At 73.6% G+C, this 14,271-nt stretch carries 12 protein-coding genes; 6 read left to right on the top strand and 6 right to left on the bottom strand.

Annotated features, from left to right (window positions below):
• Positions 1-57: 57 nt before the first annotated feature.
• Positions 58-498 carry a DUF6766 family protein gene (locus AC5L3Z_RS16185; RefSeq protein ID WP_494842851.1) on the bottom strand — a complete coding sequence of 147 codons (441 nt, stop codon included), beginning with the start codon at positions 496-498 and terminating at the stop codon, positions 58-60.
• A gap of 247 nt (positions 499-745) precedes the next feature.
• Between AC5L3Z_RS16185 and AC5L3Z_RS16180 the strand changes: the two genes are divergently transcribed.
• The 6 genes from AC5L3Z_RS16180 (at position 746) to AC5L3Z_RS16155 (ending at position 8,894) form a co-directional block, all read left to right on the top strand.
• The gene (locus AC5L3Z_RS16180) at positions 746-1,225 is read left to right on the top strand and encodes a fluoride efflux transporter FluC (RefSeq protein ID WP_494843240.1); all 480 of its coding nucleotides are present in this window, start codon (positions 746-748) and stop codon (positions 1,223-1,225) included.
• Positions 1,222-1,584 (top strand): fluoride efflux transporter CrcB, encoded by a 363-nt coding sequence (gene crcB, locus AC5L3Z_RS16175; protein ID WP_494842849.1) that lies wholly within the window; start codon positions 1,222-1,224, stop codon positions 1,582-1,584. The genes AC5L3Z_RS16180 and crcB overlap by 4 nt, the downstream gene beginning before the upstream one ends.
• 532 nt (positions 1,585-2,116) lie before the next feature.
• Complete coding sequence (locus AC5L3Z_RS16170) at positions 2,117-4,156, top strand: glycosyl hydrolase family 28-related protein (protein WP_494842847.1); 2,040 nt, start codon at positions 2,117-2,119, stop codon at positions 4,154-4,156.
• Between the two features lie 239 nt (positions 4,157-4,395).
• Entirely contained in the window at positions 4,396-5,934 is a 1,539-nt protein-coding gene (locus AC5L3Z_RS16165) for a ricin-type beta-trefoil lectin domain protein (protein WP_494843238.1), read from the top strand.
• Positions 5,935-5,979: 45 nt separating this feature from the next.
• A complete protein-coding gene (locus tag AC5L3Z_RS16160) occupies positions 5,980-7,236 on the top strand; it encodes a family 16 glycosylhydrolase (RefSeq protein ID WP_494842845.1) in 1,257 nt (418 codons plus the stop codon).
• 59 nt (positions 7,237-7,295) lie between these two features.
• Positions 7,296-8,894, top strand: coding sequence for a glycoside hydrolase family 64 protein (locus AC5L3Z_RS16155; protein ID WP_494842843.1), 1,599 nt, complete (start codon positions 7,296-7,298; stop codon positions 8,892-8,894).
• A 63-nt stretch (positions 8,895-8,957) separates the two neighbouring features.
• On the opposite strand, the gene cobA is transcribed toward AC5L3Z_RS16155, so the two are convergent.
• From cobA to cobJ, 5 genes are read right to left on the bottom strand one after another with little or no spacing between them, the layout of a single operon-like run.
• Positions 8,958-10,646, bottom strand: coding sequence for a uroporphyrinogen-III C-methyltransferase (gene cobA / locus AC5L3Z_RS16150; protein ID WP_494842841.1), 1,689 nt, complete (start codon positions 10,644-10,646; stop codon positions 8,958-8,960).
• Positions 10,643-11,239 (bottom strand): precorrin-8X methylmutase, encoded by a 597-nt coding sequence (locus tag AC5L3Z_RS16145; protein WP_494842839.1) that lies wholly within the window; start codon positions 11,237-11,239, stop codon positions 10,643-10,645. The genes cobA and AC5L3Z_RS16145 overlap by 4 nt, the downstream gene beginning before the upstream one ends.
• Positions 11,236-12,315 carry a HoxN/HupN/NixA family nickel/cobalt transporter gene (locus AC5L3Z_RS16140; RefSeq protein WP_494842837.1) on the bottom strand — a complete coding sequence of 360 codons (1,080 nt, stop codon included), beginning with the start codon at positions 12,313-12,315 and terminating at the stop codon, positions 11,236-11,238. Before AC5L3Z_RS16140 ends, AC5L3Z_RS16145 begins: the two co-directional genes overlap by 4 nt.
• Positions 12,312-12,545, bottom strand: coding sequence for a DUF362 domain-containing protein (locus AC5L3Z_RS16135; RefSeq protein WP_494842835.1), 234 nt, complete (start codon positions 12,543-12,545; stop codon positions 12,312-12,314). The genes AC5L3Z_RS16140 and AC5L3Z_RS16135 overlap by 4 nt, the downstream gene beginning before the upstream one ends.
• The gene (cobJ, locus tag AC5L3Z_RS16130; protein ID WP_494842833.1) at positions 12,542-14,251 is read right to left on the bottom strand and encodes a precorrin-3B C(17)-methyltransferase; all 1,710 of its coding nucleotides are present in this window, start codon (positions 14,249-14,251) and stop codon (positions 12,542-12,544) included. The genes AC5L3Z_RS16135 and cobJ overlap by 4 nt, the downstream gene beginning before the upstream one ends.
• Between the last annotated feature and the right edge of the window lie 20 nt (positions 14,252-14,271).

Below are 14,271 nucleotides of genomic sequence, written 5' to 3'. Positions count from 1 at the left end.
GCGGCCGGCCCCGCCGCTGTCGAGGCCCGCGCCGGCGACCAGGACACTCCGCGGGTGTCAGGGGTTGCGCGGGTCCAGGTTCCGCTCGCGCAGCAGCGCGTCCAGTTTGGCCTCGATCCGCTCGTCGGACTCCCGCGACTGCGAGGAGCCCCAGTAGTAGAACAGGGCCAGGCCGGCGGCCTGCCAGATCAGCTGGAGGAACTCGGACTGCCAGTTCTCGAAGGTGGAGGCGAGGAACTGCGGCAGGAACTCACTCCAGGCGAAGGACTCGCCGTGCTGGCTCGCCTCGTTGCTCTGCACCGCGGCCTGGAAGACGAACTGGCCGATCCAGGAGAACAGGAACAGCGCGCCGGTGACCCACGCGAAGGCGTACGCCTTCGGCCACCTGGGTTTGCGGAACGGCGGCCCACCGGCCCGCGTGCCGCGTCCGCGCGCGCCGCGACCGCCCCCCGTGGCCCCGGACCCGCGCGCCTCCGACGCCGTTGTCGTCTCGGCCATCACGAACCCCCTCTCGACGAAACCGCTGGTCGGGCTTTTGCCCCGGCCTCGCTGCGTCGAAACGGCGCCCCGGCGCGTCGCGTCGATCAGCGCCCTCCCCGAAGCCGCGTCGATTCACGGACGGCGATGGGGCGCGCGCGGACGGCGATGCCGCGCCGCGGGCCGGCCGGGCCCCGACCGTCAGACCGCGTCCGCACGGGGGCGATAGGCTGACGGGCCGCCCCGCAGGTTCGTCCGGGGTCGCACTCTGGGAGGGGACGTGTCCGGACCGGAGCGGCGCATCGACCCCGACGTCGACCTGCGGGTGGCCGCCGACCGGGGCGAGGTGGCCGCCCGTCCGCGCGCGGTGCTCGGGGCGATCGCCGCCGGCGGGGCCCTCGGCGCCCTGGCCCGCGCCGGCGTGCAGCACGCGCTCCCGCACCCCGCCGCCGGGTTCCCGTGGGCGACGTTCGCCGTCAACCTCACCGGCTGCCTCCTGATCGGCGCGCTGATGGCGGCCCTGCCCCGTCTCGGCACCGGCCGGCCGCTGCTGCGCCCCTTCCTCGGCGTGGGAGTGCTCGGCGGCTACACCACCTTCGCCACGTACGCGGTGGACGTGCACTCGGTGTTCCGGGCGGGCGCCCCGGTCACCGCCCTGTCGTACCTGGCCGCGACGGTGCTCGGCGCGCTCGCCGCGGTGTGGGCGGGCGACGCGCTCGCCGGGCGGCTGCTCGGGAGGCACCGGTGACCGTGCTGCTCGTCGCGCTCGGCGCGGCCGTGGGGGCGCCGCTGCGCTACCTGACCGACCGGGCGGTGCAGGCCCGGTTCGGCTCGTCCTTCCCGTGGGGGACGCTGACGGTCAACGTGGTGGGTTCGCTGCTGCTCGGGTTCCTGGTGGGACTGCCGGTCGGCCCGGGCCTCGGCGCGCTGCTCGGCACGGGCCTGTGCGGGGCGCTGACCACGTACTCCACCTTCGGCTACGAGACGCTGCGGCTGGTCCGCGCGGGCGGACGGCTGCGCGCCCTCGCCAACGTCGCCCTGAGCGTCACCGCCGCCCTGTGCGCCGCCGCCGCGGGCCTGACCCTCGCCCACACCCTCACCCCCTGACTCCCCACCCCGACCTGTCGATCAGGCAGTTGTGGTGCCCGGAGTGTGGGGTTCAGCGTGGTTTCAATCCACCACAATTCCATGATCGACGCTGGCGCCGGTGTCGACGCCGGGGTGTTGGGGGCAGTCAGTGGGTGGTGTGGAAGGTGCGGGCGGCTTCGACAAGCTGCCGACATGCGAATGAAGAAAAGCGATTTCGCTCGGAAAAATTCGCACAGGCAGAGCTTCTCCAGATGCCCGATACCGCCCCGCCCGGGGCTCGCGTACCACGACGGTGCCATCGGGAGGCCGGCCGCTAGCGGCGAGCGCCTTCGGCCGGGGCCTTCAGCAGCCAGGATGGATTTCGCCCGACACGTCCCTCCGGTTGGGCGGTGCTGCAAGCAATAGACAAACAGATGCTTGAATATTGACAGCTGATAGAAATAACATCGCAGCACCGTCTCGTCTCGCCCCGACGGCCACCGCGGACATGACGGAGCTTTCCGCGCGGCGTCGATGACGGTCGTCGGACACCTCGGAGAAGGATCACGCGATGACTCGAACGACAGGACAGCCGGGCGGACCGGCACGCCGGCTGGCGGTAGCGGCGGCAGTGCTGGCAGCCGTCACGGCCGGCAGCGTGACCAGCGGGGGCGGGGTGGCCCAGGCCGGAGGTCACGTACCCGCGAACCCGGCCCCGGTCGTCACCCGGGCCGCTCTCGACCCGTCGCTGACCGTGGGCCGGGGCGCCGACGTCGCCTTCCTGGAGCAGGAGGCGGAGAACGCCGCGACGAACGGCACGCTGATCGGCCCGAGCAGGACGCCGTACTCGCTGGCGTCGGAGGCGTCCGGTCGTCGGGCGGTCCACCTGACGCCGGGACAGTACGTCGAGTTCACGCTGCCGGCCGCGGCCAACGCGATCACCGTCCGGTACAGCATCCCGGACGCGCCCACCGGCGGCGGCATCACCGCGCCCCTGGACGTCTCGGTCGACCGCCGCCACGCCAGGACCATGACGCTCACCTCGCAGTACGCCTGGCTGTACAACCAGTACCCGTTCTCGAACGACCCCACCGCCGACCTGCTCCACCCCGACTGGTGGATCACCGAGTGCTCCTGCGTCCCCGCCGCCACCACCCCGACCCCGACGATCACCAAGCCGTTCCGCCCGCACCACTTCTACGACGAGCAGCGCCTGCTGCTGGGTAGGACCCACTCGGCCGGCAGCGTGGTGCGGCTCACCGCCCCGGCCGGACGCGCCGCCCCGTGGACGGTGATCGACCTGCTCGACTCGGAGCTGGTCGGGCCGCCGCGCGTCGCGCTGGCCGCGGCGAACGTGCTGGCGTTCGGCGCGGACCCGACCGGCCGGCGCGACTCCGCTGACGCCCTGGACCGGGCGATCGCCTTCGCCCGGCGCGCGCACCTGAGGGTCTACCTGCCGCCCGGCACCTACCAGGTGAACCGGCACATCCTCGTCGACGACGTCACCATCGAGGGCGCCGGCAACTGGTACACGGTGATCAAGGGTCGGGAGGTCGCGCTGAGCACGCCGGCTCCGGACGGCTCGGTGCACACCGGGGTGGGGTTCTACGGCCGGGACGCCTCGGTGGGCGGCAGCAGGAACGTCCATCTGTCCGGCTTCGCGATCGAGGGCGACGTGCGCGAGCGCATCGACACCGATCAGGTGAACGGCATCGGCGGCGCGATGAGCCACAGCAGCATCGACGGTCTCTACCTGCGCCACACGAAGGTGGGGCTCTGGTTCGACGGGCCGATGACGGACCTGAGAATCACCAACAACATCATCGTCGACCAGATCGCGGACGCGTTGAACTTCCACACCGGCGTCACCGACTCGGTGGTGCGGAACAACTTCGTCCGGAACACCGGCGACGACGGCCTCGCGATGTGGTCGGAGAAGACCGGCAACGCCCGCAACACCCTGGACCGCAACACCGTGCAGTCGCCGGTCCTGGCGAACGGCATCGCCGTCTACGGCGGCACGGACAACACCATCTCCCGCAACCTCATCGCCGACCCGGTCCGCGAGGGAAGCGCCATCCAGGTGGGGTCCCGGTTCGGTGCCGAGCCGTTCACCGGGCAACTCCGGATCACGGAGAACACCACGGCCCGCGCCGGCACCTACGAACTGAACTGGAAGATCGGCCTCGGCGCCATCTGGTTCTACGCCCTCGACCGGAACATCGACGCGGACATCCAGGTGGTCGGCGACCACTACCTCGACAGCACCTACAACGCCATCATGCTGGTCAGCGACTGGCCGGTGAAGGACCGTTACTCGATCACGAACGTCCACTTCAGGGACATCCGGGTCGACGGCACGGGAACCTCCGTGGTGAGCGCCCGATCGGCGGGGTCGGCGTCGTTCGCGAACGTCGACGCGCGCCACGTGGGTGCGGTCGGCGTCAACAACTGCGGGTCGTTCAACTTCACCCCTGCCGGATCCGAGTTCAGCCTGACCGACCTCGGCGGGAACGACGGCGGGTGGCTCGCCGGCTGGCAACTGCCGAACACCATCACCTGCGACGACCGGCCGCCGGTGGTGGCACCGCCGCCGCCCGCCGCCTGGTAAGGGCCGCCGGTTCGACACCGGCCGGTCACGCGCCGTACGCCTGGCACCACTTGCGGCGTGTCGGGGTGTCCCGCCCGTGGGAGACCCCGACACGCCGCAAAGCGTGTGGTCATGACGCCCGCACGAAAACCGGAAACACTCTTGACAAATAAAGTGCCATCGACGACCTTCGTTGTGAGAGCGCTCTCCGGCTCTGTCCCGGCAGCCCGTTCCGCATCGCAGGAGGTACCGTGAGACTTCTGTCGCGTGTCCTCGCTCCCGTCGTCGCCGCGCTGACGATCGTCAGTCTCCTCCCCAACGCGAGCGCCGCCAACGCCTCCCCACAGCCCGACCCGACCGCCGGCACCACGACACCGGCGGGGCTGCCCACCGAGCTGGTGGCCGCGCTGCGGCGCGACCTCGGCCTGACCGACACACAACTCGATCAGCGGTTGCGGCTGGAGGCGGCGGCGCCGGTCGTGGAGCGGCGGCTGCGCTCCCGGCTCGGCCCGGCCTTCGCCGGCGCCTGGCTCGCCCCGGACAGCCGTCGCCTGACCGTGGCCGTGACAGATCCCTCGGTCGCCGCCGTCGTGACCAGCGAGGGCGCGCAGCCACGGGTGGTGACCCGCAGCGAGGAGACCCTGCGGTCACTGCGGAGCAGGCTCGATCGGAGTCGGACCAGGACCGACCCCCGCCGCGTCTTCGGTTGGCACGTCGACGTACCGAGCAACAGCGTGGTCGTGACCGCCGCGCGGGGAGCCGCCGCCGAAGCGCGGGCGTTCGCGCGTGCGAGTGGGCTCGCCGGCAACGTCGTCCGCGTGGTCGAGACCAGCGCCGCGCCCCGCCCCCTGTACGACATCCGCGGCGGCGACCAGTACGTGATCAACGGGAACACGTTGTGCTCGGTGGGATTCGCGGTGGCCGGCGGCTTCGTCACGGCCGGGCACTGTGGCCGCACCGGCAGTCCGACGCTCGGGTTCAACAACGTCGCCCAGGGCACGTTCGCCGGCTCGTCGTTCCCCGGCAACGACTACGGCTGGGTCCGCACCAACGGCGACTGGACGCCCCGCCCGTGGGTCAACAACCACTCCGGCGGCAACGTGGCGGTGACCGGCTCGCAGGACGCGGCGATCGGCAGCTCGGTCTGCCGCTCCGGGCGCACCACCGGATGGCGGTGCGGCACCATCCTCGGACGCGAGGAGACCGTCAACTACCCCCAGGGCGCGGTGTACGGCTTGACCCGCAGCAACGCCTGCGCCGAGGGCGGCGACTCCGGCGGCGCCTGGCTCTCGGGCAACCAGGCCCAGGGCGTCACGTCGGGCGGATCCGGCAACTGTTCCACCGGCGGCACCACCTGGTTCCAGCCGGTCAACGAGATCCTCGGCGTCTACGGCCTGTCCCTGGTCACCACCGGCGGCGGCGAGCGGATCATCAGCAACTGGAACAACCGGTGCGTCGACGTGCCCAACTCGAACTTCGCCGACGGCGTGCCCCTGCAGACCTGGACCTGCAACGGCACCCCCGCCCAGGCCTGGACCCTCACCGGCGGAACGCTGCGTACGCAGAACAACAAGTGCATGGACGTCGCCTGGGGCTCCACCGCCAACGGCGCCGCCATCCAGATCGTCACGTGCAGCGGCAACCCGGCCCAGCAGTTCGTTCTCTCCCCTGCCGGCGACCTGGTCAACCCGCAGGCCGACAAGTGCGTCGACATCAGGGACTGGAACAACTCCGACGGCGCCCGCCTCCAGTTGTGGGAGTGCACCGGCGGCGCGAACCAGAAGTGGCGCCGCGGCTGACAACCGCGACTACCCGTCCCCCACCTCACCGCCGAGGAGTCCGCCGTGTCCCTGTCCCGACTCGTACGACCGCTGGCACGTGCGTCGGTCGCCGTCATCGCCCTCGCCGCCACCCTGGCGCTACCGTCCCCACCCGACCGGGCCGAGGCCGCCATCGGCGCCATCAGCTGGCAGGACGAGTTCAACGCCCCCGCCGGCGCACCCGTCGACCGGAACAGGTGGCGGTTCGACATCGGTGGCGGCGGCTGGGGCAACAACGAGCGGCAGTACTACACCGACAGCACCAGCAACGCCGTCCACGACGGCCAGGGCAACCTGGTCATCACCGCCCGCCGCGAGAATCCCGCGAACTACCAGTGCCACTACGGCCGCTGCGAGTACACCTCCGCCCGACTGCTGACCGCCGCGACGTTCACTCAGGCGTACGGCCGGTTCGAGGCCCGCATCAAGATCCCCCGCGGCCAGGGCATCTGGCCGGCGTTCTGGATGCTCGGCGACAACCTGGGCAGCGTCGGCTGGCCCAACTCCGGCGAAATCGACATCATGGAGAACGTCGGCAAGGAGCCCAACACCGTCTACGGCACCGTCCACGGACCCGGCTACTCCGGCGGCGGGGGCATCACCGGCAGTCGCACCCTGCCGCAGCCGCTCGCCGACGCCTTCCACACCTACCGGGTCGACTGGGAACCCAACTCCATCATCTGGTACCTCGACGGCGTCGAGTTCCACCGGGTCGACCCCGGCCGGCTCGGCGGCAACCGCTGGGTCTTCGACCACCCCTTCTTCCTGATCATCAACGTGGCGGTGGGTGGCAACTGGCCCGGCTACCCGGACGCCACCACCCAGTTCCCGCAACAGATGCTCGTCGACTACGTCCGGGTGTCCCACCACAGCCCCGGAGACGGCAACCCGGCCCCGGGCACCACCCGTATCCGGGGTGCGCACAGCGGCCGGTGCGTCGACATCCCCGGCGCCGACCCGGTGGACGGCGCCAAGTTGCAGATCTGGGACTGCAACACCACCGCGGCGCAGGCCTGGACCTTCGCGGCCGACGGCACGATCCGCGCGATGGGCAAGTGCATGGACCCCGCCTGGGCCGGCACCGGCAACGGCACCGAGGTCAACCTCGTCACCTGCAACGGCAACCCGGCGCAACGCTTCACCCTCACCGCCGCCGGCGACCTGGTCAACCTGAACGCGAACCGATGCGTCGACGTCCGGGACTGGAACCCGAACAACGGCGGCAAGCTGCACCTCTGGGACTGCACGGGCGGCGCCAACCAGAAGTGGTCGCGCGCCTGACTTCGCCCCACCGTCACCGGGGCGGGCCGTGCCGCCCCTCACCAGCCCGAGGAGTCCTCGTGAGCATCCGAAGAAAGCTGCTGGCCACCCTCTCCGCCCTGGTCGCCGCCCTCCCGGCGATCGTTCTGGCCTCCCCCGCCCACGCCGTCGGTCCGGCGGTGCTGCCCGTCACGGTCACCAACAGCACCGGCCGGGGCGACGCCGTCCACCTGTACGTCATCGGCATCCACCTCGCCAGCAACCGCCTCGGCTACGTCGACCAGGGCGGCACGTTCATCCCGTGGACCGGCGGCCAACTCCCGCCGTCGCCCGCCCCGGACGCGTCAATCCCCGGCCCCGGCAACGGCGGCACCACCACCATTCGGTTCCCCCGCGGATTCTCCGGCCGCGTCTACTTCTCGTTCGGCGAGAAACTCAAGTTCTTCCTGACCCCCGACGGTCTGGTGCAGCCCGCGCCGTGGGCCGCCGGCGACGCCAACCGCGACATCCTGTTCGACTGGAGCGAGTTCACCTACAACGACGCGGGCCTGTGGCTCAACAGCTCGCAGGTCGACATGTTCGCCGTGCCGCACGCGGTCACCGTCACCGGCGCCAACGGCGTCACCAAGCGGACCGGCGACGTCGTCGACAACGGCCGCAACGCCATCATCGACGGCATCCGCGCCCAGGCCGGCTGGGCGAACACCGTCCACGTCCGGTCCGACGGCACCGTGCTGCGCGTGCTCGCACCCGGCAAGGCCGCCGGTGCGGGCCTGCTCAGCGCCACGTACCTCGACTCCTACATCGCGTCGGCGTGGAACGCGTACACCACCAGGACGCTGACCGTGGTGCCGTTCGCCGACCGGCCCGACATCCGCTACCACGGGCGGACCTCCGGCAATGTCATGCGGTTCACCAACAGCGCCGGCCAGGTGGTCGCCTCGTTCAACCGGCCCTCGTCGGCGAGCGTCTGGGGCTGCGACGGCGACCTGCCCGCCCCCAACGACCTGGTGGTCGGTCCGATCTCCCGCACGCTCTGCGCGGCGCTCAACCGAGGCACGCTCGGCACCGTCGACACCCAACCCAGCCTCAACGCCGCCGAGTTCTACCGCAACAACCCGACGAACCACTACGCCCGCGTCATCCACGCCAACATGGTCGACGGCAAGGCGTACGCGTTCGCCTTCGACGACGTCGGCGCCTTCGAGTCGCTGGTCCACGACGGCGACCCCCGCGCGGCCGGTCTCATCCTGAGCCCGTTCGGTTCCGGCGGCGGCGGACCGGGGAACCCGAGCGTGGCGGTGCCCGTGCTGAGCAACTGGAACAACAAGTGCATCGACGTGCCCGGCGCGAACTTCGTCGACCGGGCGCCGTTGCAGATGTGGGGCTGCAACGGCACCGACGCGCAGAAATGGACGTTCACCGGCAACGCGGTGCAGAGCCGGAACAACAAGTGCCTGGACGTCGACGGCGGCTCGACCCAGAACGGCGCCGTGGTCCAGCTCTACACGTGCAACGGCAGCGGTGCCCAGCAGTTCACCCTCAACGCGGCCGGAGACCTGGTCAATCTCCAAGCCGACAAGTGCGTGGACATCAAGGACTGGAACGGCGACGACGGGGCGCGGCTCCAGCTCTGGGAGTGCGCGGGCACCGCCAACCAGAAGTGGCGCAAGGGCTGACCCGACCGCAGCGGACGGCCGCGCCACCGCCCGGGGACGGGCGGAGGCGCGGTCCCGCCGGCCTCAGCTCGCGTCGCCGAGCGGTCCGGCCCCGGCCGGGTGCCCATCGCCGCCCGTGCGCAGCGCCACCACCGGACCCACCACGAACACCGCCGGCGGACGGACCCCGGCCCGCTCCGCGAGCCCACCGACCTGGTCCAGCCGGCTCGACAGCGACCACTGCGCCGGATGCCCGGCGTCCTGCACCACCTGCACCGGGGTGTCCGGGGCCCGGCCGTACTCGACCAGCACCGCCGCGATCTTCGCGATCGTGTCCACCGCCATCAGCAGCACCAGGGTGCCCCGGCCCCGGCCCAGCGCCGGCCAGTCGACCAGCGACGCCGGGTGGTCCGGTGGCAGGTGCCCGGAGACCACGGTGACGTCGTGCGCGACGCCCCGGTGGGTCACCGGCACCCCGGCCAGGGCCGGCGCGGCGAGCGCACTGCTCACCCCCGGCACCAGCACCGTCGGCACCCCGGCGGCCGCGCAGGCCTGGACCTCCTCGTGGCCCCGGCCGAAGACGTACGGGTCACCACCCTTGAGCCGGACCACCCGCCGGCCGGCGCGGGCGTGCGCCACCAGGGTCTCGTTGATGGTGTCCTGCCCCATCGACGGACCGCGCGGCACCTTCGCCGCGTCGACCACCAGCACACCCGGGCGCAGTCCGGCGAGCAGGCCCCGCGGGGCGAGCCGGTCGGCCACCACCACGTCCGCGGCGTCCAGCAGCGCCTTCCCCCGTACCGTGATGAGGTCGTCGGGGCCGGGGCCGCCACCGACGATCGCGACCTGACCGGGACGCAGGCCCGGGCCGTGGTGATGGTGGTGCGGGCCGTGGTGGTGGTGGTGGCCGTGGCCGCCGACCGGGTCGTCGGGGTGGTCGTGCGGGGTCTGCGGCCGGCCCAGCTTGTCCGCGAAGCCCGGCATCAGCACCCGGTACGCGCAGGTGTCGCAGTTCATCCGGATGTCACCGCGCCGCGCCTCGGCGTGCCGTTCGAGGACGAGGTCGGCGAGGGCGTCGCAGTCGCCGATCAGGTCCGCCACCCGCACGTCGAGGTCGGGATGGGCGGCGGCGAACTCGGCCGACCGGGCGGCGATCCGGTCCGGCAGCACCCCGGCGAAGAGGAAGTACGGCGCGACCACGATCCGCCGGGCCCCGAGCCGGCGCAGCCGCTCCAGCACCGCCGGCACGGACGGCTCGGCCAGGGAGACGAAGCCCGGTTCGACGCCGGCGTAGCCGCGGCCCTCCCAGAGCAGCCGGGCCACCTTGGCCACCTCGGCGTTGGCGTCCGGGTCGGTGGAGCCACGGCCGATCAGCGCCACCCAGGTGCCGGCCCGGCCGTCGCCGCCGAGCGCGGCGTCGATCCGCTCCGCCAGGGCGGTGTGCAGCAGCGGGTGCGGGCCGAGCGGGCGGCCGTACCGGTAGGTCAGGCCCGGGTGGCGGTCCTGCTCCCGGGCCATCGCCGCCGGGATGTCGCCCTTGCCGTGCCCGGCCGCGGTGAGCACCAGCGGCAGCGCGACCAGGGACCGGTGTCCCCGGCCGACGAGCGCGCCGACCGCGTCGGTCAGCGGTGGGCGGGACAGCTCGATGAAGCCGCCCTTGACGTCGCCGACGGCACCGCCGGCCCGCCGCCGAACCCGGTCCACCAGCGCGGTGAACTGGTCGACCCCGGCGGCGCTGCGCGTGCCGTGGCCGACGATGACCAGCGCGGTCATGCCTCCTCCTCCTGGTAGAGCAGCGCGTTGAGGGCGGCGGCGGCGACCGCCGAGCCGCCCTTCTCGCCGACGTTGGACACGGCCGGCAGGCCGCTGGCCCGCAGCGCCGCCTTCGACTCGGCGGCGCCGACGAAGCCGACCGGCAGCCCGACCACCAGGGCCGGCCCCGCGTCCAGGATGAGCAGTTCCGCCAGCGCGGTGGGCGCGCAGCCGACCACCCAGACCGCGCCCGGCCCGACCCGGTCCAGGGCGATCCGGACGGCGGCGGCCGAGCGGGTCAACCCGGCCTCGCGGGCCAGGTCGGCGGCGGCCGGCTCGGCGACCGGGCAGACCGGCTCCCGCCCGGCGCCGGTGATCCCGGCGGCCACCATCCACACGTCGGTGACGATCGGCGCGCCGGCGCGCAGCGCGGCCAGCGCACCGGTCAGGGCGTCCTCGTCGCAGACCAGGTCGGTGGCGTAGTCCAGGTCGGCGCTGGCGTGCACCACCCGCTCGGTGACCGCCCGGGTCAGCGGCGGCAGGTGGCTCAGGTCGACCCGTTCCCGCAGGATCCGGTACGACTCCCGCTCGATCGGGTGGACGGCGCGGGTCACGGCTGGGCCTGCCCGTAGCGGCGGTCGTGGCCGCGCAGCTTCCACAGTGCCACCGCCCCACCCCAGGCCAGCGCGAAGAGCGCCACCACGACGTAGCCGAGCTGCTCGAAGTGGTCGCCGATCGCGGCGTACCCGGCCAGCGCGGTCACGCCGAGCCGGTCGACCAGCAGGCCGGCCAGGTAGACGCTGGCGACCAGCCCACCGACGAACACGGTCATCCCGGTGGTGGCGAGGTTGTACCAGAGCCGCCGGGCCGGCTGCCGGTATGCCCAGGAGTACGCGCGGGTCATCAGCAGGCTGTCCGCGGTGTCCATGGCGGACATCCCGGCGGCGAAGAGCAGCGGCAGGGTGAGCAGGGCGAGCACGGGCAGCCCCCCGCCGGCGGCGGTGCTGGCCGACAGCGACAGCAGGGTGACCTCGCTGGCGGTCTCCAGGCCCAGGCCGAAGAGGAAGCCGACCGGGGCCATGTGCCAGGACGAGCGCACCAGGGACCGGGCCCGGGACCCGAGGATCCGGTGCATCAGTCCCCGGTTGACCAGCAGCAGGTCCAGCTCGGACTCCTCCAGCGCGCCGGCGCGCAGTCGCCGCCAGAGCCGGGCCAGCCCGGCCAGAACCACCGCGTTGAGCCCGGCCACCAGCAGCAGGAACCCGGCGGCGGCGGCCGCGGCGACCACGGCGCCGACCTCGCGGGCGCCGGCGAGGTCGGCGTCGCTCATGCTGGCCGAGGCGAGTCCGATCACCAGGGACAGCAGCAGCACCACCGCGCTGTGCCCGAGGGCGAAGAAGAAGCCGACGCCGACGGCACGGCGGCCGCGCAGCAGCATCAGCCGGGTGGTGTCGTCGATGGCGGCGATGTGGTCGGCGTCGAAGGCGTGCCGCACCCCGAGCACGTACGCGAGGGTGCCGGCGCCGGCCAGCCCGCCGGCCGCGGCGGGCTGGCCGTTCCAGTAGAGGTAGAGGGTCCAGCCGGCGACGTGCAGGGCGGCGACGGCGAGCACGACGCCGCCGAGGCGTACCCGTTCGGCGCGGCTCCACCGGCCCACCGGGGCCGCGGCGGTGGTCGGGGTCGTGGTCATCGTTCTCCTCGAGGGTCGGGGTGACCGGCGGGCGGTGCGCCGCCGGCTCCGGTGACGCGAATGGCGTCGACCGGGCAGATCTCCAGGCACTCCAGGCAGCCGGTGCACCGGTCGGCGCGGACGGTCAGCCCGCCGGGAGTGGGTCGGATCGCGTGCGTGGGGCAGGTGAGCAGGCAGGCGCCGCAGCCCTGACAGGCGCCGACGGTCACCGGCGCGGGGTCGGTGGTCACGGTCGCCACCGGTAGCCGCGCGGGGTCACCATCCGGCCGGCGACCAGCCGGGTCCGGCTGCTGCCGACGACCACCACGCTGTACATGTCGACCACCGCCGGGTCGAGGGTCTCCAGGGTGGCCAGGTGCACCCGCTCGCCGTCCCGGCTGGCGTTGCGCACCACCCCGACCGGGGTCCCCGGCGGGCGGTGCGCGGCGAACGTGGCCAGCGCCGCGCCGAGCTGCCAGTCCCGGGCCCGGCTGCGCGGGTTGTACAGCAGCGCGACCAGGTCCGCCTGGGCGGCGGCGGTGACCCGCCGGGCGATGACCTCCCAGGGGGTGTGCAGGTCGGACAGGCTCAGGTAGACGTGGTCGTGTCCGAGGGGGGCGCCGAGCAGCGCGGACGCGGCCAGCCCGGCGGTCACGCCGGGCACCCCGACCACGTCGATCCGCTCGTCGGCGTACTCCAGCGCGGGACTGGCCATCGCGTACACCCCGGCGTCGCCGGAGCCGATCAGCGCGACGGCGTGGCCGGCGACGGCCTCGGCGACGGCGGCGCGGGCCCGTTCCTCTTCGGCGCCGAGCCCGCTGGCGAGCACCCGGGTGCCCGGCCGGAGCAGGTCGCGGACCTGGTCGACGTACTGGTCGAGGCCGACGACCACGGCGGCCCGGCGCAGCTCGGCCACCGCGCGCGGGGTGCGCAGGTCGGCCGCGCCGGGGCCGAGACCGACGATCGCCAGCCGGCCCCGGGGGGTGTGCCGGGCGACCGCGACCGTCGCCATCGCCGACGCGGTCTTCGGCACCAGCAGCGTCCCGCCGCCGCGCAGCGCGGCGGCCTCCGCGACGCTGGGCGTGCCGACCGCGGCGCGGACGACCTCGCTGGGGTGCGGCACGTCGACCGCCGCCAGCTCCGCCGCCGTCGTGGTCTCCAGGGGTACGCCGAGGGCGCGGGCGGTCTCCACGATGCCCGCCTCGTCGGCCTTGACGTCGACGCTGGCCAGGCAGCGCAGGCTGGCCGGGCTCAGGCCGGCGTCGGCGAGTACCCGGCGCAGCAGCCCGGCCACCTCGGCGGCGGGCACGCCACGGCTGGCGCCGACCCCGGCGACCAGCGACGGCGGGCGCAGCACTGCGGTCCGCCCGTCCAGCGGCACCACCCGGTCGGTGACCAGCAGCCGGTACCCGCCGTCGGCGTCCGCTGCGCCGGTGCGGTCCGCCGGCGGGTGGTGGGTGACGTTCTCCGGCAGGGCGGGCAGCGGCCAGGTGGCGTCGGCGACCAGCCGGACCGGCTCGCCGTCGAGGATCGCCCGGCTGACCGCCGCGACCGCCCCCTCGGCCGGCCAGCCGAGGGTGTCCAGGCCGGGCAGGTCGACCGCGTCGGTGGCGGTGGTGACCACCGGCCGGGCGTCGAGCAGCGCGCCGACCCGGGCGGCGAGGGCGTTGGCCCCGCCGGTGTGCCCGCCGAGCAGGGCCACCGCGTGCCGGGCGGCCTCGTCGACCACGACCACCGCCGGGTCGGTGCGCTTGTCGTCGAGCAGCGGCGCGAGGATCCGCACCACCGCCCCGGTGGCCAGGAACGCCACCACCGCGTCGCACTCCGCCCAGGCGGTGCGCAGCGCGTCGGCGACGGTCCCGCCGTCGACCGGGCGGGCGTGCGGCCAGGCGGCGGCGAGGGTACGGGCGTGCCGGCGGCCGGCGGCGGTGGCCGCGACGAGTCCGATCTGCTGCACGGGCGCTCCTGTGGGATCAG

Source organism: Micromonospora sp. LZ37 (genome assembly GCF_059359015.1).
The sequence above is the reverse complement of the archived record's forward strand: the minus strand, read 5'-3'. Positions and strand labels throughout refer to the sequence as shown.

Excerpts from the sequence above, each read along its gene's own strand:
- AC5L3Z_RS16185 (WP_494842851.1), bottom strand. The coding sequence starts at position 498 with ATGGCCGAGACGACAACGGCGTCGGAGGCGCGCGGGTCCGGGGCCACG.
- AC5L3Z_RS16170 (WP_494842847.1), top strand. The coding sequence starts at position 2,117 with ATGACTCGAACGACAGGACAGCCGGGCGGACCGGCACGCCGGCTGGCG.
- cobA (WP_494842841.1), bottom strand. The coding sequence starts at position 10,646 with ATGACCGCGCTGGTCATCGTCGGCCACGGCACGCGCAGCGCCGCCGGG.
- AC5L3Z_RS16140 (WP_494842837.1), bottom strand. The coding sequence starts at position 12,315 with ATGACCACGACCCCGACCACCGCCGCGGCCCCGGTGGGCCGGTGGAGC.